This window comes from Streptomyces sp. SAS_272, assembly GCF_052543235.1.
Window position 1 is genome coordinate 25432 of record NZ_JBMNDR010000063.1, and the last position, 19373, is coordinate 44804.

Below are 19373 nucleotides of genomic sequence, written 5' to 3' on the forward strand. Positions count from 1 at the left end.
CGTCCGACCGGTAGGGCCTGTCCGACCGCTGGGCAGGCCCTACAGGCCGGGGGCTCCCCACACCGGGAACCAGCGGCTCAGGTCCGGCTCGATCCGCAGGTCGTTCGTCAGGGCGGCCTTCACCTGCAACTCCAGTGCGTTGTCGCGCCGTTGCCCCGCGCCGGGCAGCGGCGCGAACGGGTAGTAGGCCCCCCGCTTGTACAGGTACACCAGAGCCAGCCGCTGCCCGTCCGCCCCCCGGGGCCCCGCCGACGGGCTTGCCGCCCTCTCGAACCCGGCGAGCGAGCAGAGCAGTTGGGGCCCGAAACCGTTGACCTCCATCGCGCTGTTCACCGCGTGCAGATCGTTGACCAGCAGCGCCAGCTCGTCGGGGGCGCGCTCGGAGACCAGCCAGGAGTAGCCGTAGTCGTCCCGCAGAAGCCGTACCGGAGGACCGGTGCGCTCGGTGTCGGCGTCGAGGAGCGCCTGCACCTCGCGGTGCGTCTGCTCGAAGGCCGAGCCCTCGACGGTCGCGAAACACACGGCGCCCCGCCCGGTGGGGGTGAATCCGGCCGCCGCCTCCAGCGTCACCGCCGCCGAGGGCAGCGCGAACAGCTGATCGAGGTCGGGCGCGACCGGCTTCGTCCGGCCCAGCAGGATGTCCAGCAATCCCATGCCCGTCAGCCCGCCCTTCCGGGCGTGGCCGCCTCGCCCAGCTCCGCGGAGATCCGGCCCAGCTGGTCGAGCCGCTGCTCCAGGCTCGGGTGGGTGGAGAACAGCCCTGCCACACCGGGCTCGGCGCCCAGCGCCGGGGTGAAGTAGAAGGCGTTGAACGCCTGGGCCGTCCGCAGGTCCTTCGTGGGGATACGGGCGATGTCGCCGGAGACCTTCGTCAGCGCGGAGGCGAGCGCCGAGGGACGGCCGGTCAGGTGCGCCGCTGCCCGGTCCGCCGCCAGCTCCCGGTACCGCGACAGGGCGCGGATCATGAGGAAGCTGAGCGCGTACACGGCCGCCGAGACGCCCATCACCGCGGCGAAGACCGCGGCGGTGTTCTGGTCCCTGCGCCCGCCGCCGAACACCTGCGAGTAGAAAGCGAAGCGCACGATCAGTCCGGCGATCACACCGAGGAACGACGCGACGGTGATCACGGCGACGTCCTTGTGCGCCACATGGGACAGCTCGTGCGCGAGGACGCCCTCCAGCTCGGCCGGCTCCAGCCGCCGCAGCAGGCCCGTCGTCACACACACCACCGCGTGCTCGGGACTGCGCCCCGTCGCGAACGCGTTCGGCATGCCCAGGTCGGAGACGGCGACCACCGGCTTGGGCAGGTCGGCGATGGCGCACAGCCGGTCGATCACGGCGTGCAGCTCGGGATACTCCTCCGGCTCCACGACCCGCCCGCGCATCGCGAACAGGGCGACCCGGTCGGAGAACCAGTACTGCGCGCCGAGCATCCCCGCCGCCACGACCACGACCAGCACCCAGGACTTCAGCAACACGATCAACGCGGCGACGAACGCTACGTACAACAGTCCGAGCAGGAACAACGTGACCGTCATCCGCACGGTCAGCCGCCGATCGCTCCGGAAACGGCTCTGCATCTGCATCACCCCGCAGTCAGGCACTCGTCCCACTGCCAGTGTGCACCGCCCCACCCCCATGAACGGCCCCGTAACGGCCCCAGGCGGAGCAAAACCTCCCTGTGCACGGCCGGTGCGGCCGCCCGGCGTCACCGGCCCGGTCCGCCGGGCACCGGCGTCGTCTCAGAGCTCCGCAACCTGCGCGGCCCGCGTGCGCAGCTCCGGGTCCGGATCGTCGCGCAGGGCGAGCAGAGCGCCGCGGCGCAGGTCCCCGCCGCGCCGGACGAGCAGCCGGAACGCGGCCAACCGCACATGCGCGGGCCGACCGGCGCCGACCCGCTCGGCCAGCCAGGGCGCCGGAACCGCCTCCGCCGAGGGCAGCACCGAGGCGACGACCTCCCGCACCACGCCCGGGGCCGGATCGTCGAGCAGCGGCCACAACAGCCGCACGTCGTCGGCGTCGAGCATCCGCAGCCCGGCCACCGCCCGGGACCGTACGCGCGCGTCCGGGTGCCGGACCAGCGGCCACAGCACCTCAGCGTCGGCACGGTCGCCGCACTCCGCCAGCCCGAGGACGGTCCCGGGCGTGAGTCCCACCCCGGATGCAAGGCCCGCCCCGGGCGTGAGGACGGTCGGCGCCCCGCACCGCTCGCGGTACCGGGCGGCCGGGTCACCGCCGTGCTGCCGCACGACGTAGCGCGCGCACGCCCGCACCACAGCCGACCGGTCGCCCAGGAACTCCGCGGCCCGCTCCGGCGCCCCCGCTCGTCGCAGCGCGGTCACGCCCGCCGCGCGCACCGCCGCACCGCGGGCGGTCAGCAGCAGCCCGATCGTATCGTCGGGGTCCGCCCCGCCGGCCGCGAGGCAGGCCAGGACGGCGTCCGCGCACAGGCGCTGGACGACGGCGTCGGGCTCCCGGTGGGCGGCCAGGGCGAGTTCGCCGGGGGAGAGGAGCTTCTCCTCGACCGCCAGCCGGTGGGCGAACCGGCGCACGGGGAGGGCGGGGTGGGACAGGAGGCCGGTGAGCGGGCCGCGCGGCCCGGCGCGCAGCAGCCCGCTGAGCAGGTCCGCGGCGAAGCGGCCCCGGTCCCGGCGGGCGAGCAGCAGGATCAGCGGCGCGAGCGTCTCCGCGTCGGCCGGGCCGAGCCGCTCGCCCAGGACCTCGCGGGCCCGTTCCCGCACGGGCGCGGCCCAGTCGGCGCACCGCACGACGACCAACGGCAGCAGGCCGGCGTGCCGGGCGGCCGGTCCCAGCGCCGCCTCGCGCGTCCGGCCGTCGCGATGGCACAGGGCCAGCGCCAGCCGGGGCTCGTCGAGCAGCGAGAGGTCGGCCGGCAGCGGGACGACGCGCTCCCAGTGGGTCAGGTCGTCCCACCCACGCAAGTCGGGCCGTCGCGCTCCCTGGTCCAGCGCGAGCCAGGCCCGTGGATCGGCCACGGCCACCGCGTCCCGCACGGGTGTGCCCGCCGCGAGCAGCGCCGCCGCCGCCGTCCCGCTCCGGATGTCCTGCGACATTCCCCGCCGCCCCTCTAGTACGGAGCCTGGAAGCGGGCGTACCCCAGCAGCAGGATCACGCCGATCACACATCCCAGGACGAGTGCCGTCGACAGCCAGGACGAGCGGCTCCGCGCCGCCGGGCCCGGATCGGCGCGGAACGGCACCGGTTCCGGGGGGTTCTCCTTCCACCGGGCGGCCAGCATCCGGGCCCGCGCCGAGGGCTCCTTGTGCGTCGCGGCGTCCGCCCACCTGAGGTCGAACTCGCGCTCGCCGTCGTCCTGTTCGGGCATACCCGCAACTCCCCCCGTCGAACAGCAGTGCCGGAAACCATACGACGACGCCCCCGCCCGGAAAAACCGGAAAACGGGGGCGTCGCAGTCGGCCCGTCCGACGGGGCAGGGCCGTCCGACGGGCCGGGGCCGGTCGCACGTCCGTTGCATGGAGATCGTGTGATGCCGGTGGAGGATGAGTACTCGGTGTGATGGCCCGCCCGTGAACACCAGTGCCCGGCAAGCGATTTCAGGCCGTTCCGGGGCTGTAAATCGGCCAAGCCTTGACCTTCGCAGCGTCCTCGTTGAAGATCTTTCCTGGCCCTCGATCGCGAGGGTGGAAATGGGGGAAAATGAATAACTTTGGAAAGTCGATATTTTTCGGCATTTCGGGCGCCGTGCTTGCGGTCTCCGCTCTTGCCGCCCCGGCAGCGGCTGACGCCCCGCAGGGCGGAACCGGTGCCGCTGCCGTGGCAGAGGCCAGCGATGGCCTCGTGATCGGGCAGCCCGTCGTCCACAAGAGGGGTGACGGCGTCAGCCCGCCGGCGGAACTGGGCAACCCCTCCGAGTGGGGCGTCGTAAAGCTGGAAATCAACCCTTCGGCCGCGCAGCTGAAGCGTCCGGCCGCGCTGAATGAGAACACCTGCAAGGACGTGACTCACGGCAGGTGGTGCTATGGGCAGGAGGTCACGTCGGGTGGAACCGGGAGGAAGTGCTACTCCAACTACATCGCGGACGTGAAGCACAAGTCGACGGTCAGGGTCATCAACATCGACCATTCGAGCGGCTGGGTGGCGAAGGGTGAGACGTCCTACGCCCACCACACCCAAGGTGCGGCATACACCTGCTACGCATATTACGACAATGCATAAATGTGCCCGCAGTGCTGAGGGTTGACCTCCCTCGGCTGCGTCAAGGCTCCTGTGCCGTTGAGTGAGGCGTTCGACGTCTCCACTCGCCGGCACAGGAGCCTTGTTGGTTTCCCACCGTGTCCATGAGCGCCAGGGCGTCCCGTTCCTCGCCGGCCGGGCAGCAAAAGGCCGTCGGGCGAGGAAGGACACGGCCGACGGCCCACACACCGCCCAGGGGAGCGGAAACCCGCTCTGACCTGGGGCGATATCACACGTCGAAGTACAGCTCGAACTCGTGCGGGTGCGGGCGGAGCTGCAGCGGGGCGATCTCGTTCGTGCGCTTGTAGTCGATCCACGTCTCGATCAGGTCGGACGTGAAGACGTCGCCGGCGAGCAGGAACTCGTGGTCCGACTCGAGGCGGTCGAGGACGGCCGGGAGCGAGGTCGGGACCTGCGCGACGCCCGCGTGCTCCTCGGGGGCCAGCTCGTAGAGGTCCTTGTCGATCGGCTCGGCCGGCTCGATCTTGTTCTTGACGCCGTCCAGGCCGGCCATCAGCAGGGCGGAGAACGCCAGGTACGGGTTGCCGGAGGAGTCGGGCGCGCGGAACTCGACGCGCTTGGCCTTCGGGTTGGAGCCCGTGATCGGGATACGCATGGCCGCGGAACGGTTGCGCTGCGAGTACACCAGGTTGACCGGAGCCTCGAAGCCCGGCACCAGACGGTGGTAGGAGTTCACCGTCGGGTTGGTGAAGGCCAGCAGCGACGGGGCGTGCTTGAGGATGCCGCCGATGTAGTAGCGGGCCATGTCCGACAGACCCGCGTAGCCGGTCTCGTCGTAGAACAGCGGGGAGCCGCCGCTCCACAGGGACTGGTGGACGTGCATGCCCGAGCCGTTGTCGCCGAAGATCGGCTTGGGCATGAAGGTCGCGGTCTTGCCGTTGCGCCAGGCGACGTTCTTCACGATGTACTTGAAGAGCTGAAGGTCGTCGGCCGCGGCGAGCAGCGTGTTGAACTTGTAGTTGATCTCGGCCTGGCCGGCGGTGCCCACCTCGTGGTGCTGGCGCTCGACCTGGAGGCCGGACGCGGCCAGCTCCAGGGAGATCTCCGCGCGCAGGTCGGCGAAGTGGTCGACCGGCGGGGTCGGGAAGTAGCCGCCCTTGTAGCGGACCTTGTAACCGCGGTTGTCCTCGAGCGCACCGGTGTTCCAGGCGCCGGCCTCGGAGTCGATGTGGTAGAAGGACTCGTTCTCCGAGGTCTTGAAGCGCACGCTGTCGAAGACGTAGAACTCGGCCTCGGGACCGAAGTAGGCGGTGTCGGCGATACCGGTCGACGCCAGGTACGCCTCGGCCTTCTTCGCCACGTTGCGCGGGTCACGGGAGTACTGCTCGCCCGTGATCGGGTCGTGGATGAAGAAGTTGATGTTCAGCGTCTTGTCGCGGCGGAAGGGGTCCACGCGCGACGTCGACAGGTCGGCGCGCAGCGCCATGTCGGACTCGTGGATGGCCTGGAAGCCGCGGATCGACGAGCCGTCGAAGGCGAGCTCCTCGTCCGGGTCGAACGCCTCGACGGGCAGCGTGAAGTGCTGCATGACGCCCGGCAGGTCGCAGAAGCGGACGTCGACGAACTTGACGTCCTCGTCCGCGATGAACTTCTTGGCCTCGTCGGCGTTCTGGAACATCCAGCTCCTCCTACTCCCGGCCGTCGAGCCGGGGTGGTAGTTCGTTCGTGCTGCCAGTGCGGTGGCACACGCTGTCGTCGACCCTAGGGACGGGTGATTTCTCGGGCGTGACCCATTTGTTTCGCACAAGTTAACCGGACCTCGCCCGGTCCACCCCACCTGTCCGCATCACGAAACGCGGGCAGTACCGTGGACGCGTGGACAACAGGCAAGCACTCGGATCGTGGCTCTCCGGACCCCGCTCGGCCATGGAGGACGCCGGCGCCGACTTCGGATACCGGGGCGAGCAGCTCGGTCTGCCGGAGGAGGGCCCGGGCTCGATCGCCCGTCCCGGCCGACGGCTCGGCGCGCTGGCCCTGGACTGGGGGCTCAGCGTCCTGATCGCATACAGCTTGATCACGGACGGCTATCGGCCCGCCACGGGCAACTGGGCGCTGCTCGTCTTCTTCGTCATGAGCGCCCTGACCGTCGGCACGATCGGTTTCACCCCGGGCAAGCGTCTCTTCGGTCTGCGCGTGGTCTCCGCCGACACCGGCGCGGTCAGCCCGCTGCGCTCCGTGGCGCGCACGGTCCTGCTCTGCCTGGCCGTGCCGGCGCTGGTCTGGGACCGCGACGGCCGCGGTCTGCACGACCGGCTGGCCCGCACGGTCGAAGTGCGCCTCTGAACGTCGAGTCCTTCCCCGGCCGTCCCGTGCGCCCGTTCTTGCCGTGGGGTGCGCCCGGTCCTCCGGGGCGGCGGGCCGTCCGATGCGCCTGGCTTCCGATGTGCCTGGCCGTGGCGGAACGACGAAGGGGCGTCCGGCCCACGCGACGGTGACAGCGTGGGCCGGACGCCCCTTCGTGACGTTCGGCAGGACGGGGACGGAGCCGGGCGGCTCAGCGGGCCTTGCCGCCGCCGCCCTTGGGCAGCCGCATGCCCTTGGGCATCGGGCCCTTCGGCAGCGGCATGTTGCTCATGAGGTCGCCCATCGCGCGCAGCCGGTCGTTGGTGGCGGTGACCTGGGGTCCGGCCAGCACCCGGGGGTACTTCAGCAGGGTGGTGCGCAGCTTCTTCAGCTCCACCTGGCCCTCGCCGGCGCCGACGATCACGTCGTGCACGGGGACGTCCGCGACGATGCGGTTCATCTTCTTCTTCTCGGCGGCCAGGAGGCTCTTCACCCGGTTCGGGTTGCCCTCGGCGACCAGGACGATGCCGGCCTTGCCGACGGCCCGGTGCACCACGTCCTGGCTGCGGTTCATCGCGACGGCGGGAGTGGTCGTCCAGCCCCGGCCGATGTTGTCGAGGACGGCCGCGGCGGCGCCCGGCTGGCCCTCCATCTGACCGAAGGCGGCTCGCTCGGCCCGGCGTCCGAACACGATCGCCGTCGCCAGGAAGGCGAGCAGGAAGCCCAGGATGCCCAGATAGACCGGGTGGCCGAGCAGGAAGCCGATCGCGAGAAAGACGCCGAAGGTGAGGAGGAAGACGCCCGCGAGCACCAGGCCGATCGTCTTGTCGGCCTTACGGGTCATCTTGTACGTCAGGGCGATCTGCTTCAGTCGCCCGGGGTTGGCGGCGTCCGCCGCGCTGTCACTTCTCGCCATGCCACGAAGTCTACGTGCCCCCACGAGCGCCTACGACGGCAGGAGGCGGGTGTGGGCCGAGGAACCGCGGGCAGGAGCTCAGGGGCGGGCGGAGGTGACGGTGTCGAGGATGCGCTGCGCCTCGACACGGTCCTTGGCGCGACGGCGGTCCTCCAGGACGGAGGTCCAGGCGTTGCGGCGGGCGGTGCGCTGTCCGCTGCTCATGAGCAGCGACTCGACGGCGCGCAGTGCGGTGGTGAAGGACGGGATGGCGGTGGCGCTAACGGGCGCGGCCTGCATGGTGGAGGTTCCCCCTCGTAAGGCTCGGACTCGGGTCTACGTGGTGTGATACCAGCGTCACTGATTGGTGTTACCAGGGCGTGACCGGCCGGTCAAACGCGAATGAAGCCTCGGTGCGAGGGGCCGAAACGCTGACGCGGCCCCGGCGTACGCCCTCATCTGCGAGGACGACCGGGACCGCGTCATATCGGTCACTACTGGCGAGTAGTCTCTTGTGCGGGAATTCACACACTCGGCTTGCGCCCGTACGGCGCAAGAGAGGTGACGTTGCGTCAGACCGCCTGGCCGGCGACGAAGGAACCGCGCTTCTCGACGGCCATCTGGTAGAGGCGTCCGGCGCGGTAGGAGGACCGTACCAGCGGTCCCGACATCACGCCGGAGAAGCCGATCTGGTCGGCCTCCTCCTTCAGCTCCACGAACTCGTGCGGCTTGACCCAGCGCTCGACGGGATGGTGGCGCACCGAGGGCCGCAGGTACTGCGTGATGGTGACCAGCTCGCAGCCCGCGTCGTGCAGCTGCCGCAGCGCCTCGCTCACCTCCTCGCGGGTCTCGCCCATGCCGAGGATCAGGTTCGACTTGGTGACCAGCCCGTTGTCGCGGGCCGCCGTGATGACGCCCAGCGAGCGCTCGTAGCGGAAGCCCGGCCGGATCCGCTTGAAGATCCGCGGGACGGTCTCGACGTTGTGCGCGAAGACCTCGGGCCGCGCGGAGAAGACCTCGGCGAGCTGCTCCGGGACGGCGTTGAAGTCGGGGGCCAGCAGTTCGACCTTGGTGCGCCCCGCCTCCCGCTCGGCCGTCTGCAGGTGGATCTGCCGCACGGTCTCGGCGTAGAGCCACGCCCCGCCGTCCGCCAGGTCGTCACGCGCGACGCCGGTGATGGTGGCGTAGTTCAGGTCCATGGTGACGACGGACTCGCCCACGCGCCGCGGCTCGTCGCGGTCCAGCGCCTCGGGCTTGCCGGTGTCGATCTGGCAGAAGTCGCAGCGCCGGGTGCACTGGTCGCCGCCGATGAGGAAGGTGGCCTCGCGGTCCTCCCAGCACTCGTAGATGTTGGGACAGCCGGCTTCCTGGCACACCGTGTGCAGGCCCTCGCTCTTCACGAGGTTCTGCATCTTCGTGTACTCGGGACCCATTTTCGCCCGGGTCTTGATCCACTCGGGCTTGCGCTCGATGGGGGTCTGGCTGTTACGGACCTCCAGGCGCAGCATCTTGCGTCCGTCGGGTGCGACTGCGGACACGTCGGCTCCCTGCCTGTCTGCTTAGACTTTCGATTCTTCGGCGTACACCAGGGTACGCCCGTGCTTTTCGAGCCCTGCCGGGCCCTGCGGGGTCAGGCGGTCGCCTTCTCGATCTCGCGCGGTTTCAGCTCGGCGTTCTCCAGGACGTCCCTCAGGTGCCGCTCCACCACGGGCAGCACCTCCTCGATCGTCACGTCCCGGCCCAGTTCGCCGGCGAGCGAGGCTACGCCCGCGTCCCGGATGCCGCACGGGATGATCCGGTCGAACCACTTGTTGTCCGGGTTCACGTTGAGCGCGAAGCCGTGCATGGTGACGCCCTTGGCGACCCGGATGCCGATCGCCGCGATCTTCCGGTCCTCACGCCGCTGGCCGGCGTTGGACGGGGCGTACTCCGGGCCGTTCAGCCGGGGGTCGAACTCCTCGTCGGTGAGCCGGGGGTCGAAGTCCAGCGCGAGGCCGCCGAGCGACGGGCGCGACTCCACCGGGTCGCCCAGCACCCACACCCCGCTGCGGCCCTCGACCCGGCTGGTCTCCAGGCCGAACTCGGCGCAGACGCGGATCAGCGCGTCCTCGAGGCGGCGTACGTGCGCGACGACGTCCACCGGACGCGGCAGCTTCAGGATCGGGTAGCCCACCAGCTGGCCCGGGCCGTGCCAGGTGATCTTGCCGCCGCGGTCCACGTCGACGACCGGGGTGCCGTCCAGAGGGCGTTCGGAGTCGGCGGTGCGCCGGCCGGCGGTGTAGACGGCCGGGTGCTCCAGGAACAGGACGGTGTCCGGCACCTCGTCGGCGAAGCGCGCCGCGTGCACGCGGCGTTGCTCGTCCCACCCCTCCTGGTACTCGACGGCGTCCCCGCCGAAACCCATCCGGACGAACCGCAACTCGCTCACGGCAAGCGCCTCCCTGAAAGTCGTCAGGCGCGTGACGCGCCCAAGCCACTGTACGACCGCGTGCCACGCGTCAGCCGCGCGGCCAATCCTCACACGATCGGATGAATGAACCTCGAGATGTGCGATCGCCCGCTTACGCTCCGCTACATTCGCGCCGTTCGCGAGGCCAAAACGGCTGATCACACCCATCAGCGCACTTCATCCGGGCACGTCGGAGGCCCGGAAGGCAGGAGACCGCACCGCAGATGACGGAACGACCCGCGCAGCGCACGCCCAACCGTCAGCTCGCCGCGCTCATCGCAGAAGCGGGATTCTCCAACGCGGGACTGGCCCGTCGGGTCGATCAGCTCGGCCTCGAACACGGGCTGGACCTGAGATACGACAAGACGTCCGTCACCCGGTGGCTGCGCGGGCAGCAGCCCCGAGGCACCACCCCCGCCCTGATCGCCGAGGTCTTCACCCGGCGTCTGGGCCGCCGCCTGAGCGCCCAGGATCTCGGTCTGGACGCCTGCGCCCCCGTCTACGCGGGCCTGGAGTTCGCCGGCACGCCCGAGGAGGCCGTCGACATCGTCGGGGGGCTGTGGCGCAAGGACTCAGGCAGCCATGCCGAGCTGCGCAAGATCGCCTTCACCCCGGCGGGGCTCGTCGTGCCGAGCCGTGACTGGCTGATCGGGCGGGCCGACGAGAAGGTCGCCCGCAACGAGCCGCCCGCCCGGGTGCCCGTCCAGGGCCGCCCGGCCACGCGGCCCACCGCGCCGCAGCCCCCCTCCCCGCACCTCTCCCCGCACTCCTCGCCACACCCCTCCCTGCACCCCTCCCCGGCACTCTCGGCGCCGCTCGTGTCGCCCCTTTCGCCGGGATCTGCGGCGGGCGGGCCGTCCGTCGTGCCGCGCCGGCGCGGTCACGGCGCCGAACGCGGCCCCGGCCAGCGGGTCACCGGCGGCGACATCTCCGCGCTGCGCTCGGTCGGCGAGCTCTTCCGCTCCCTCGACGACCGGTACGGCGGCGGTCACGCCCGGCAGGCCCTCGTGCGCTACCTGGAACACGAGTGCGAGCCCATGCTGCGCGGCACGTACGGCGAGCAGACCGGCCGCCGCCTCTTCGGCGCGGCCGCCGACCTGACCCGGCTGGCCGGCTGGACCTCCTTCGACATCGCCGCGCACGGCCTGGCCCAGCGCTACTTCGTGCAGGCCCTGCGCCTCTCCCAGGTGGCCGGGGACCGCGCCTACGGCTCCTTCGTCCTCGTCACCATGAGCCGTCAGGCCGTCTACCTCGGGCACGGCCGGGAGGCGGTGCAGCTCGCGCGGGTGGCCCAGCAGGGCGTCGGCACGGGGGCCCCGCCCGTCGTGCAGGCGCTGCTGCACGCGGCGGAGGCGCGCGGGCACGCGGTGCTCGGCGAGGTGCGCGCCTCCACGGCGGCCCTCGTCCGCGCCGAGCGCGCGCTGGAGGCGGCCAAGTCCGGTGACGAGACGCCGTACTGGGCGCGCTTCTTCGACGAGGCGCAGCTGGCCGACGAGTTCGGGCATTGCCACCGCGACCTGCAACAGTTCCGGGCGGCCGCCCAGCACGCCGAACGCTCCCTGCAGCTGCGTCCGGCCGCCCATGCCCGCAGCCGGCTGTTCTGCCGTGTCGTCCTCGCCTCCGCCCGTCTCGGACTCGGCGAACTCGACCAGGCCTGCCAGCTGGCCGCGGAGGCGGCCGGCCAGGCGGCGGAGATGCGGTCGGTCCGCGCCCTGGAGTACGTCAGGGACTTCGAACGCAGGCTGGAGCCGTACAAGGACGCGTCCCCGGCCCGTACCTACCGCGACAAGGTGGCGGCCCTGGGCTGACCGACCCTGGCCGACCGACCCTGGCCTACCACCTCTGGGGGCTTCGCCCCTCGGCCCCGGTTTCGGCCCTGGACGGGCCACGTCCTCACGCGCCGGACGGGTTGAAGTGCCTGGCCGCCTTTCGGCCGGCCGAGACGGGTGGTGGGCAGGCGGAGGCCGAGAGGCCGGGGCCGGGGGCGGAGGCGGGGGGCCGGGGGCTCCGCCCCGGCCCCCGACCCCCCGGTTCACGCCGCTGCCTGCTCCTCGGGGGCCGTCGGGCGCGGGTCGGCCAGGGGCAGGGAACCGGCGGCGCGCAGGTCGGAGACGATCGCGGACGCCGCCCGGTGCGCCGAGTGCAGCGCTCCCTGCACGGTGCTGGTGTCCCGGTGGTCGCCGCACACGTACAGGCCCGCCAGCAGCCGCACCGGCCGCCGTAGATCGTGCGGTGCGCGCATCGCGGGCACGGCCTCGGCGGTGTGATGAACGGCCAGCGTCTCCCAGCGCGCGGTGGAGACGCCGTACAGCCGGGACAGATGCATGCGTACGGCGGTGTCGACGCCCGGCGGGGGTGTGCCGAGGACGGTGGACGAGATCAGCGTGCGGCCCGCGGGCGCGCGGCTCGGGTCGATCCGGCTGACCACCGCCGTGTGCGCGACCGGCCCGCCGCGGTCGGCGTCCAGGAGCAGCGAGGCGCCGGTCCCGGGCGGCTCGTCCGTCGTGTGGTGGACGATCGTCACCGGGTGGAAGTCCGGCACCCGCAGCCCCGGCAGCAACTGCGCCGCGCTGCGCGCGTCGGTGGCGACCAGGACCGCGCGGCAGCGGAACTCGCCGTGCCCCGCGGTGGTCACCGAGGTGGTGGAGACGGAGGTGACCCGCACCCCGGTGCGCACGGAGCCCGGCGGCAGGGTCCGCGCGAGCAGGTCCGGCAGCGCCTCGGCCCCGCCCTCCGGCAGCGCCAGCCGGCCGGCCGCGAAGGCGCGCAGCGCGAGGTCCGCGCACCGGCTCGAGGTGGTGAGATCCGGGTCGCACAACAGCGCGGCGAGCAGGGGGCGCACGAAGCCGTCCACCGTGCGGGCGGGCAGCCCGCGGGCGGCGAGGGCCTGGGCGGCGGGCAGTTCCGGGCGGCGCAGCAGCCGCTCGGCGGGGGTGGCCGCGAGCCGGGTGAGCGCGGCGCCGAGCCGAGCCTGGTCCACGGCGGTGCCCAGCGGCGCGCCCGCCCGGACCCTGGGCGGGGCGGGCGGCCGTCCCGCGGCCGGCAGGGAGCCGCCGGCGCGCGGCCGGGGCAGCGCACCCGGCCGGGGAGTGCTCGCCAGGGCGCGCACCGCATGGAGTGCGCCCCTTGCGCTCCCCGCGCCCGCCTGTGCGCCTGCGCGGTGATGGCGTCCGTCGCTGTGCAACAGGACCCCCGGCGCGAACGGGCGCAAGGCGAGCGCGTCGAGCCCCGGTGTCAGGGCCAGTTCGGGGTACGCCGTGGACAGCAGCTGCCCGATGCGGTCGAGCCGGAACCCGTCGACCTTCTCCGTCGCCATGCGGCCGCCCACGCAAGGGGCGGCCTCCAGGACTACGGTTCTTACTCCTGCGCTGGTCAGCCGGTGCGCGGCGGAGAGTCCGGAGACTCCGGCTCCCACCACGACGACGTCTGCCTGGTACGCGGGCTCAAGCACGTGCCCCTCCTCGAGGTTGCGCGGCCGGTGGAGACGTCATGCCCCCGACGGCCGTCCGGGATACCCGAGTTCGGGTCGAGGGTAGGGCCGTGATCGGTCAAGAACAGTCGCGCATGAACAGGGCACGGTCGCACGCCGGTCGCATGCGGTCGCGTGGCGGATCAGGCTGCTCGGACGGCATCCTCGATCCCGGGGAACGCGAAGGTGAACCCGGACTCCAGCAGCCGCTTCGGCACCACCCGCGCGCTGCCCAGCACGTCCCCGGCCATCTCGCCGAGCACCGTCCGCAGCACCGGCGCCGGCACCGCGAAGAGCGTCGGCCGGTGCAGCACCCGCCCCATCGCCGCGGTGATCTCACGGTTCGTCAGCGGCTCGGGCGCGGTGAGGTTGAACGGGCCCGACAGGTCGTCGCGGTCGAGGAGGTGCCGGATCGCCGCCACCTCGTCGTGCAGCGCGATGTACGACCAGTACTGGCGTCCGTCGCCCATCCGCCCCCCGAGCCCGGCCGTGAAGAGCGGGAACAGCTTGCCCCAGGCCCCGCCGCCGCGCGCCACGACCAGCCCGGTCCGGGTGAACGCCGTACGCACGCCCGCCTCCTGGGCGGGACCCGCGGCCGCCTCCCACTCCACGCACAGCTCCGGCAGGAAGCCGCTGCCGGCCGGCGCGCTCTCGTCCACGACCCGGTCGCCCGTCTCGCCGTAGTAGCCCATCGCGCTGCCGTTGACGAAGACCCGCGGCGGTTCGTCGAGCGAGGCGACGGCCCGCGCCAGCGCCGCCGTGCCGTGCACCCGGCTGTCGTGGATGCGCTTCTTGTAGGCCTCGCTCCAGCGCCGGTCGCCGACCCCCGCACCCGCCACGTTGACCACGGCGTCGCATCCGGCGAGCCCGGCCGTGTCCACCTGCCCCTTCTCGGGGTCCCAGCGCAGCTCCGACGGCCCCCGGGGCGCCCGACGCACCAGCCGGACCACCTCGTGCCCGTCCGCGGTCAGGGACCGCACCAATGCGCTGCCGATCAGTCCGGACGCCCCGGCCACCGCGATTCGCGTACGTTCCATGCAGCCCATCCTGCCCCCCGCCCCGGGAAAACCACGGCCGGGGCGTCGTCCCCCCGCACTAGGGTGGCGGCCATGTCCGAGCCGTCCGCACCCCGCATACGCGCCGCGTCGCCCGCCGACGACGAGGCGCTCGGTCTCGTCGACCGGCTGACCTGGTCCCCCCTGCACGCCGTCATGCCCGAGCCGCAGCCGCCGTACGACCATTTCTTCGACGAACGGCATCCGCCCGGGGACTTCCTGGTCGCCGAACTGGACGGCCGTGTCGTCGGATACGTGCGTCTCGTCCCGCCCACCCCGCTCGCCGCCAACGCGCACGTCCGGCAGATCCAGGGCCTCGCCGTGCTCGACGAGGCGCGCGGCCACGGCGTCGGACGGGCGCTGGTCCGGGCCGCCGTCGAGGAGACCCGCCGGCAGGGCGCCCGCCGCATCACCCTGCGCGTCCTCGGCCACAACACCCCGGCGCGCAAGCTCTACGAGGCCGAGGGGTTCACGGTGGAGGGGGTCCTCCCCGAGGAGTTCCTGCTGGACGGCGCGTACGTGGACGACGTCTTCATGGGCCGGCCGGTGTAGGGCCCTTCGGACGGATCTCCGCGCGCGGCGCGCGCCTGGGCGTCGAACCACGCGCCGCGGCGGGGACCGCGCCCACGCTCAGGAGGAGGTCAGGTTCCCCGTGTCCACCGGCCGGGTGGAGTCCGCCGCGCGCTTCGCGTCGCCCGCGACCTCTGCCGCCGTCAGCACGTATCCCGTCTCGTCGTCGGAGGTGGAGCGCGCGAAGACCACGCCGTAGACCCGGCCGGTCGTGGTCAGCAGCGGGCCGCCGGAGTTGCCGGGGCGCACGGTGGAGCGGATCGAGTAGATCTCCCGGGTGACGATCTCGTCGTTGTAGATGTTGCGGCCGGTCGCCTTCACCCGGCCCGCGACCGTGGCCGCCTGCAGGTTCAGGTCGCCGTCCTGCGGATAGCCGGCCACCACCGCCGGGTTTCCGCGCACGGCCTCGTCGTCGAAGACCAGCACCGGCGCCTTCAGGTACGGCACGTACAGCACCGCCACGTCCTTGTCCGGGTCGAAGAGCACCACGCGCGCGTCGTACGACGGCCCGACGCCGCCGACCCGAACCGTCGGGCTGTCGATGCCCGCCACCACGTGCGCGTTGGTCATCACGTGCTCGTCGGCGTACACGAAGCCGCTGCCCTCGCGGCCCTGGTCGCCCGCGACGCCCTCGATCTTTACCGTGCTGCGCTTGGCCGCCTCGGTGGCGCTCGCCGTGACGCTGTCGCCGGTGGGCTTGGCGACCTCGGCCGTCGACTCGTTCTCGAAGGGGTTGAAGACCTGCGGGAAACCCGCCTGGGTCAGCGCCGACGTGGCCCGCGCGAACCAGGTGGGCGTGGTGTCCGGCATGACGTCCTGCACAGCCCCCAGCAGCCGTGAGTCCCGTATCGACGATGTGACCAACGGCGACGAGGACGCGCCCAGCACGCTCGCCGCCACCCACGCCACGATCAGCACCGCGACCACGTTGGCCGCCGCGCCGCCGATCCCGTCCGCCACCCGCAGCGGCCCGCGGTCCAGCTCCCGGCGCAGCCGCAACGCCAGCCGCCCCGCCAGCTCGTGCCCCACCGCCGCCGGAAGAAGCACCGTCAGCACGGCCGTCACGGTGGCCGCGGTGGTTCCCGGAGTCACCGGATCCATCAGCCACGGCAGGATCCACACGCCGATCACCGCACCGCCCACGAAGCCCGCCAGCGACACGCAGCCGGCCACCAGGCCCCGCCGGTAGCCGGAGCCGGCGTAGGCCAGGATCACCAGCACCAGCAGAATGTCGAGCAGGTCCACCGGCCCCCCTTTTTTCTCTTGGATCCCCCAGGTCGTGTCCTAGTACGCGCGGGAGGGGCCCAGTGATCAGCTGTCCGTCCGTCATGGCCGTCACACGCGCGTGCGGCCCGACCGGCCACGCGTGCGTGCACTCCGGAAAACGTCACGGACCGGGATGATGGTTCCACCGGGTGGCACACTCCACATCGCGGACGGAGCGGATTCGTCGGACAGTGGGGTCATGTGTGCCCTCCGACCGGCGTCGCACGGTCCGCGGGGAACGCGCCGTCCGCGCCGCACGCGGATACCGGGCCCGCTCCTCGTGCTCCTGGGCTGTCTGCCCGGGCTCGCCGCCGTGGCCGCCCTGGGGGCGTGCGCGGGGGGCGTCGGCGACGCCCGCTCCGCCGGCCGGACCGCCCGTCCCGCCGCCGCCCGTCCCGCCGCCGGGCACCGGGCGGCCCGGCCGCCCGTCGTGCCCCGCACCGCATGGCTGGACGCCCTGGCCCGGCACGCACAGCCGCCGCCGCGCTACGACGACAAGGCCGTCGCCGTCTTCGTCCACCACACCGACTCGCCCAACGGCTACGACTGCGCCGACGCGCCCCGCATCATCCGCTCCCTGTACACCGGCCAGACCGCCGCCCGGGGCTGGGACGACATCGGCTACAACTTCCTCGTCGACCGCTGTGGCACCGTCTACGAGGGCCGTGCGGGCGGCGTCGACCGCGCCGTCACCGGGGCGCACACCCAGGGCTTCAACCACCGCACGGTGGGCATCGCCGCGCTGGGCACGTTCACCTCCGGCGTCCCGGTGCCGCAGGCCATGATCGACGCGATCGCCGCCCTGGCCGCCTGGAAGCTCGGCCTGTCCGGCGTCGATCCGCGGGCGCACGTGCGGCTGACCTCCAGCAACAGCCACAGCCGGTACGCGGCCGGGACCACCGCCACCCTGCCCGCCCTGGCCGGCCACCGGGACGGCTTCATGACGAGCTGTCCCGGCGCCGCCCTCGCCGCCCGCCTGCCGGAGATCCGCGAGAAGGCCGCCCGCCTCCAGGGCAGGACGGCCGCGCACGCTCTCACAGGAACGCCTTAGGCGGCGTTCAGGGTCCTCCCATGCCCGCGCCCTACGGTCGTGCACGACAGGAAGCACCGACCGGAGGTGGGGATCATGAACAGCAGCCGTACCGGGGCCGCGCAGACCACGGAGCAGGGCGCCCTCGTCAGGGCCGCCCGCAGCCCCTGGGCCGTGCTGTGCGCCGTCGCAGCGGTCGTCCTGGGCCCGGCGGCGGCCACCGCCTCCGCTCTGGAGCAGGCCAACCGGGCGCCTATGCACCACGCGGTGCGGGCCGATCAGGCGCAGGCCTGTCTCCCCGCCGACACCAGCCGCCGCAGGTTCGCGGCGTGAGGGCGGCCGTGGGGGCGCAGCCGCCCGCCGGCGCTCATTCCTTGAAGCGCTGCCACAGCCGGGGATACCGCTCGGCCAGCGCTCCCTCGTTCTCGAAGTCGACGGGCGCGCCCTCGGGCTCGGCGGCGGCCGGCGGAATGCCCAGATCCGGGGCGACCATCCCGGTGAGCTGCTCGTAGGCCTCGTCGGCCGCGTAGCCGAGTTCCTCGCCGTCGCCGTCGATCTCCTCGTCGAAGTCGTCCAGCAGGTCGGCGAGCGAGTCCGGGTCGCCGTGCAGCGCGCCCTCGAAGACCTCGCGGCCCTGACCGATCAGCCAGCACCGGAAGAAGTCGAAGGCGTCGTCGCTCGCTCCGTCCAGCAGCAGCCAGGCGGCGCCCCACAGGTCCCAGCGGTAGGCGCGGTTGTAGCGCGACTCGAAGTGCCGGGCGAAGTCGAGCACGGCCTCCGGGTCCAGCCGGACCAGCCGCTCCACGAGCTGGTCGGCCTGCTCCTCGGGATCGCCCTCGGCGGCCTCGCGGGAGGCGTCCACCAGCTCCCAGAACTCCGTCTCGTCCATCACGCGTCCAGCATCGTGCCTGGAGATGCGCGACGCACCCGGAGTGCGCGCGATTCCCGCCGGGTTTCCGCGCCGCGGTAGCCTTTCCGGGGTCCGTGTCGTCCCGCGGCAGCCTTTCCGGGGTCCGTGTCGCGCCGCGGCAGCCTTTCCGGGGTCCGTGTCGCGCCGCGGCAGCCTTTCCGGGGTCCGTGTCGCGCCGCGGCAGCCTTTCCGGGGTCCGTGTCGCGCCGAGTCAGCCCTCCCGGGACCCGTATCGTGCCGCCAGCCGCAGCGCGTCCGCGGCGAACCACTCCCGCAGCGCCGCCGGGGCGAGCACCTCCGCCTCCGGTCCCAGCGCCGTGAGCTGGGTGTGCGCCACCTCCAGCGACTCGACCCGCAGGGAGACCGTCGCCCAGCCCCGCCCGTCCGGTTCCCCGGCGTCGGCCAGCGCGTCCCGCGCCGCCACCGGGTCGACGGCGTACGGCAGTCGGCGCACCCCCGCCTCCGACAGCCGGACGACGACCTCGGCCCGCAGCAGCGAGCGCGCGAACCCTTCGGCCTGCGCGTCCCAGAAACCCGGCAGATCGAACTCCTCGTCCCGGAGGAAACGATCCTGCGCAGGCTCGGCCGCCACGAAACGGTCGAGGCGGTACGTCCGGAACGCGTCGCCCTCCGGCACCCGGGCGCACAGGTACCAGACCCCCGCCTTGAGCACGAGCCCGTACGGCTCCAGCTCCCGCTCGACCTCGCCCTCCCCGCGCCGGTAACGCGCCCGCACGCACCGGTCGTCCCACACCGCCTCCGCGATCACCGGCAGCAGCGCGGGCGCCTCCGGCTCCCGGAACCAGGCCGGCGCGTCCAGATGGAAGCGCTGCGCCGCCGCGCGCGGCGCGTCCCGCAGGGACGGCAGCAGAGCGGCCGACACCTTCAGCCGGGCGGCCGACGCCACGTCCGCCAGCCCCATCTCCCGCAGCGCCCCCGGCACCCCGCTCAGGAACAGCGCCTCGGCCTCTCCGCGCCCGAGCCCGGTCAGCCGCGTCCGGTACCCGCCGACCAGCCGGTAGCCCCCGGCGCGCCCCCGCTCCGCGTACACCGGCACGCCCGCCTCGGAGAGCGCCTGAGCGTCCCGCGTGACGGTCCGCTCCGACACCTCCAGCTCCCGCGCCAGCTCGGACGCGGTCATGGTCGGGCGGGACTGCAGAAGGAGCACCATCTTGATGAGGCGGGCAGCACGCATGGGGACATGATGCCG

General features: G+C 72.8%; 20 protein-coding genes. 6 read left to right on the top strand and 14 right to left on the bottom strand.

Going from position 1 to position 19373, the window contains the following annotated elements; genetic code table 11:
* Nucleotides 1-39: 39 nt before the first annotated feature.
* The 4 genes from pspAB to ACN6LD_RS29535 form a co-directional block, all read right to left on the bottom strand.
* A complete protein-coding gene (pspAB, locus tag ACN6LD_RS29520; protein WP_319186921.1) occupies nt 40-654 on the bottom strand; it encodes a PspA-associated protein PspAB in 615 nt (204 codons plus the stop codon).
* 5 nt (nt 655-659) lie between these two features.
* A complete protein-coding gene (gene htpX, locus ACN6LD_RS29525; RefSeq protein WP_445044798.1) occupies nt 660-1580 on the bottom strand; it encodes a zinc metalloprotease HtpX in 921 nt (306 codons plus the stop codon).
* Between the two features lie 162 nt (nt 1581-1742).
* Nucleotides 1743-3074: a HEAT repeat domain-containing protein gene (locus ACN6LD_RS29530; RefSeq protein WP_445044799.1), complete on the bottom strand. Its 1332-nt coding sequence runs from the start codon at nt 3072-3074 to the stop codon at nt 1743-1745.
* 14 nt (nt 3075-3088) lie between these two features.
* The gene (locus ACN6LD_RS29535) at nt 3089-3346 is read right to left on the bottom strand and encodes an SCO2583/SCO2584 N-terminal domain-containing protein (RefSeq protein ID WP_319197157.1); all 258 of its coding nucleotides are present in this window, start codon (nt 3344-3346) and stop codon (nt 3089-3091) included.
* 332 nt (nt 3347-3678) lie between these two features.
* Between ACN6LD_RS29535 and ACN6LD_RS29540 the strand changes: the two genes are divergently transcribed.
* Nucleotides 3679-4197, top strand: a complete 519-nt coding sequence (locus ACN6LD_RS29540; protein ID WP_319197155.1) for a lactococcin 972 family bacteriocin — start codon at nt 3679-3681, stop codon at nt 4195-4197.
* A gap of 247 nt (nt 4198-4444) precedes the next feature.
* Here ACN6LD_RS29540 and glnA read toward each other — a convergent pair whose 3' ends face one another.
* Entirely contained in the window at nt 4445-5854 is a 1410-nt protein-coding gene (glnA, locus tag ACN6LD_RS29545) for a type I glutamate--ammonia ligase (RefSeq protein ID WP_319197153.1), read from the bottom strand.
* A 197-nt stretch (nt 5855-6051) separates the two neighbouring features.
* On the opposite strand from glnA, the gene ACN6LD_RS29550 reads away from it, so the two are divergent.
* The gene (locus ACN6LD_RS29550) at nt 6052-6519 is read left to right on the top strand and encodes an RDD family protein (protein WP_057583345.1); all 468 of its coding nucleotides are present in this window, start codon (nt 6052-6054) and stop codon (nt 6517-6519) included.
* A gap of 211 nt (nt 6520-6730) precedes the next feature.
* On the opposite strand, the gene ACN6LD_RS29555 is transcribed toward ACN6LD_RS29550, so the two are convergent.
* The 4 genes from ACN6LD_RS29555 to lipB all read right to left on the bottom strand — a co-directional run bounded on the left by ACN6LD_RS29555 (nt 6731) and on the right by lipB (nt 9842).
* Nucleotides 6731-7435 (bottom strand): DUF4191 domain-containing protein, encoded by a 705-nt coding sequence (locus tag ACN6LD_RS29555; RefSeq protein ID WP_306952972.1) that lies wholly within the window; start codon nt 7433-7435, stop codon nt 6731-6733.
* Between the two features lie 78 nt (nt 7436-7513).
* Nucleotides 7514-7714, bottom strand: a complete 201-nt coding sequence (locus ACN6LD_RS29560; RefSeq protein ID WP_319197147.1) for an SCO2195 family GlnR-regulated protein — start codon at nt 7712-7714, stop codon at nt 7514-7516.
* Between the two features lie 272 nt (nt 7715-7986).
* Nucleotides 7987-8952, bottom strand: coding sequence for a lipoyl synthase (lipA, locus tag ACN6LD_RS29565; protein WP_057583351.1), 966 nt, complete (start codon nt 8950-8952; stop codon nt 7987-7989).
* A 92-nt stretch (nt 8953-9044) separates the two neighbouring features.
* On the bottom strand, nt 9045-9842 hold the full coding sequence (gene lipB, locus ACN6LD_RS29570; protein ID WP_445044800.1) for a lipoyl(octanoyl) transferase LipB: 798 nt from the start codon (nt 9840-9842) through the stop codon (nt 9045-9047).
* Nucleotides 9843-10087: 245 nt separating this feature from the next.
* Here lipB and ACN6LD_RS29575 point away from each other — a divergent pair, with 245 nt between their 5' ends.
* On the top strand, nt 10088-11671 hold the full coding sequence (locus ACN6LD_RS29575) for a regulator (RefSeq protein WP_445044801.1): 1584 nt from the start codon (nt 10088-10090) through the stop codon (nt 11669-11671).
* Nucleotides 11672-11895: 224 nt separating this feature from the next.
* Here the strand turns inward: ACN6LD_RS29575 and ACN6LD_RS29580 are convergent, their stop codons facing one another.
* Both ACN6LD_RS29580 and ACN6LD_RS29585 read right to left on the bottom strand, forming a co-directional pair.
* Nucleotides 11896-13314 (bottom strand): NAD(P)/FAD-dependent oxidoreductase, encoded by a 1419-nt coding sequence (locus ACN6LD_RS29580; RefSeq protein WP_445044802.1) that lies wholly within the window; start codon nt 13312-13314, stop codon nt 11896-11898.
* A 161-nt stretch (nt 13315-13475) separates the two neighbouring features.
* A complete protein-coding gene (locus tag ACN6LD_RS29585) occupies nt 13476-14369 on the bottom strand; it encodes a TIGR01777 family oxidoreductase (RefSeq protein WP_319191399.1) in 894 nt (297 codons plus the stop codon).
* Nucleotides 14370-14441: 72 nt separating this feature from the next.
* Here ACN6LD_RS29585 and ACN6LD_RS29590 point away from each other — a divergent pair, with 72 nt between their 5' ends.
* Complete coding sequence (locus ACN6LD_RS29590) at nt 14442-14939, top strand: GNAT family N-acetyltransferase (RefSeq protein WP_319191401.1); 498 nt, start codon at nt 14442-14444, stop codon at nt 14937-14939.
* 78 nt (nt 14940-15017) lie between these two features.
* Here the strand turns inward: ACN6LD_RS29590 and ACN6LD_RS29595 are convergent, their stop codons facing one another.
* Nucleotides 15018-16202, bottom strand: coding sequence for a MarP family serine protease (locus ACN6LD_RS29595; protein ID WP_319191403.1), 1185 nt, complete (start codon nt 16200-16202; stop codon nt 15018-15020).
* A gap of 220 nt (nt 16203-16422) precedes the next feature.
* Here ACN6LD_RS29595 and ACN6LD_RS29600 point away from each other — a divergent pair, with 220 nt between their 5' ends.
* On the top strand, nt 16423-17274 hold the full coding sequence (locus ACN6LD_RS29600) for a peptidoglycan recognition protein family protein (protein WP_445044803.1): 852 nt from the start codon (nt 16423-16425) through the stop codon (nt 17272-17274).
* Nucleotides 17275-17349: 75 nt separating this feature from the next.
* Nucleotides 17350-17586, top strand: coding sequence for a hypothetical protein (locus ACN6LD_RS29605; protein ID WP_319191404.1), 237 nt, complete (start codon nt 17350-17352; stop codon nt 17584-17586).
* Nucleotides 17587-17620: 34 nt separating this feature from the next.
* On the opposite strand, the gene ACN6LD_RS29610 is transcribed toward ACN6LD_RS29605, so the two are convergent.
* Entirely contained in the window at nt 17621-18142 is a 522-nt protein-coding gene (locus tag ACN6LD_RS29610; protein ID WP_319191437.1) for a DUF4240 domain-containing protein, read from the bottom strand.
* Between the two features lie 232 nt (nt 18143-18374).
* Entirely contained in the window at nt 18375-19358 is a 984-nt protein-coding gene (locus tag ACN6LD_RS29615; RefSeq protein WP_445044804.1) for a helix-turn-helix transcriptional regulator, read from the bottom strand.
* Nucleotides 19359-19373 lie beyond the last annotated feature (15 nt).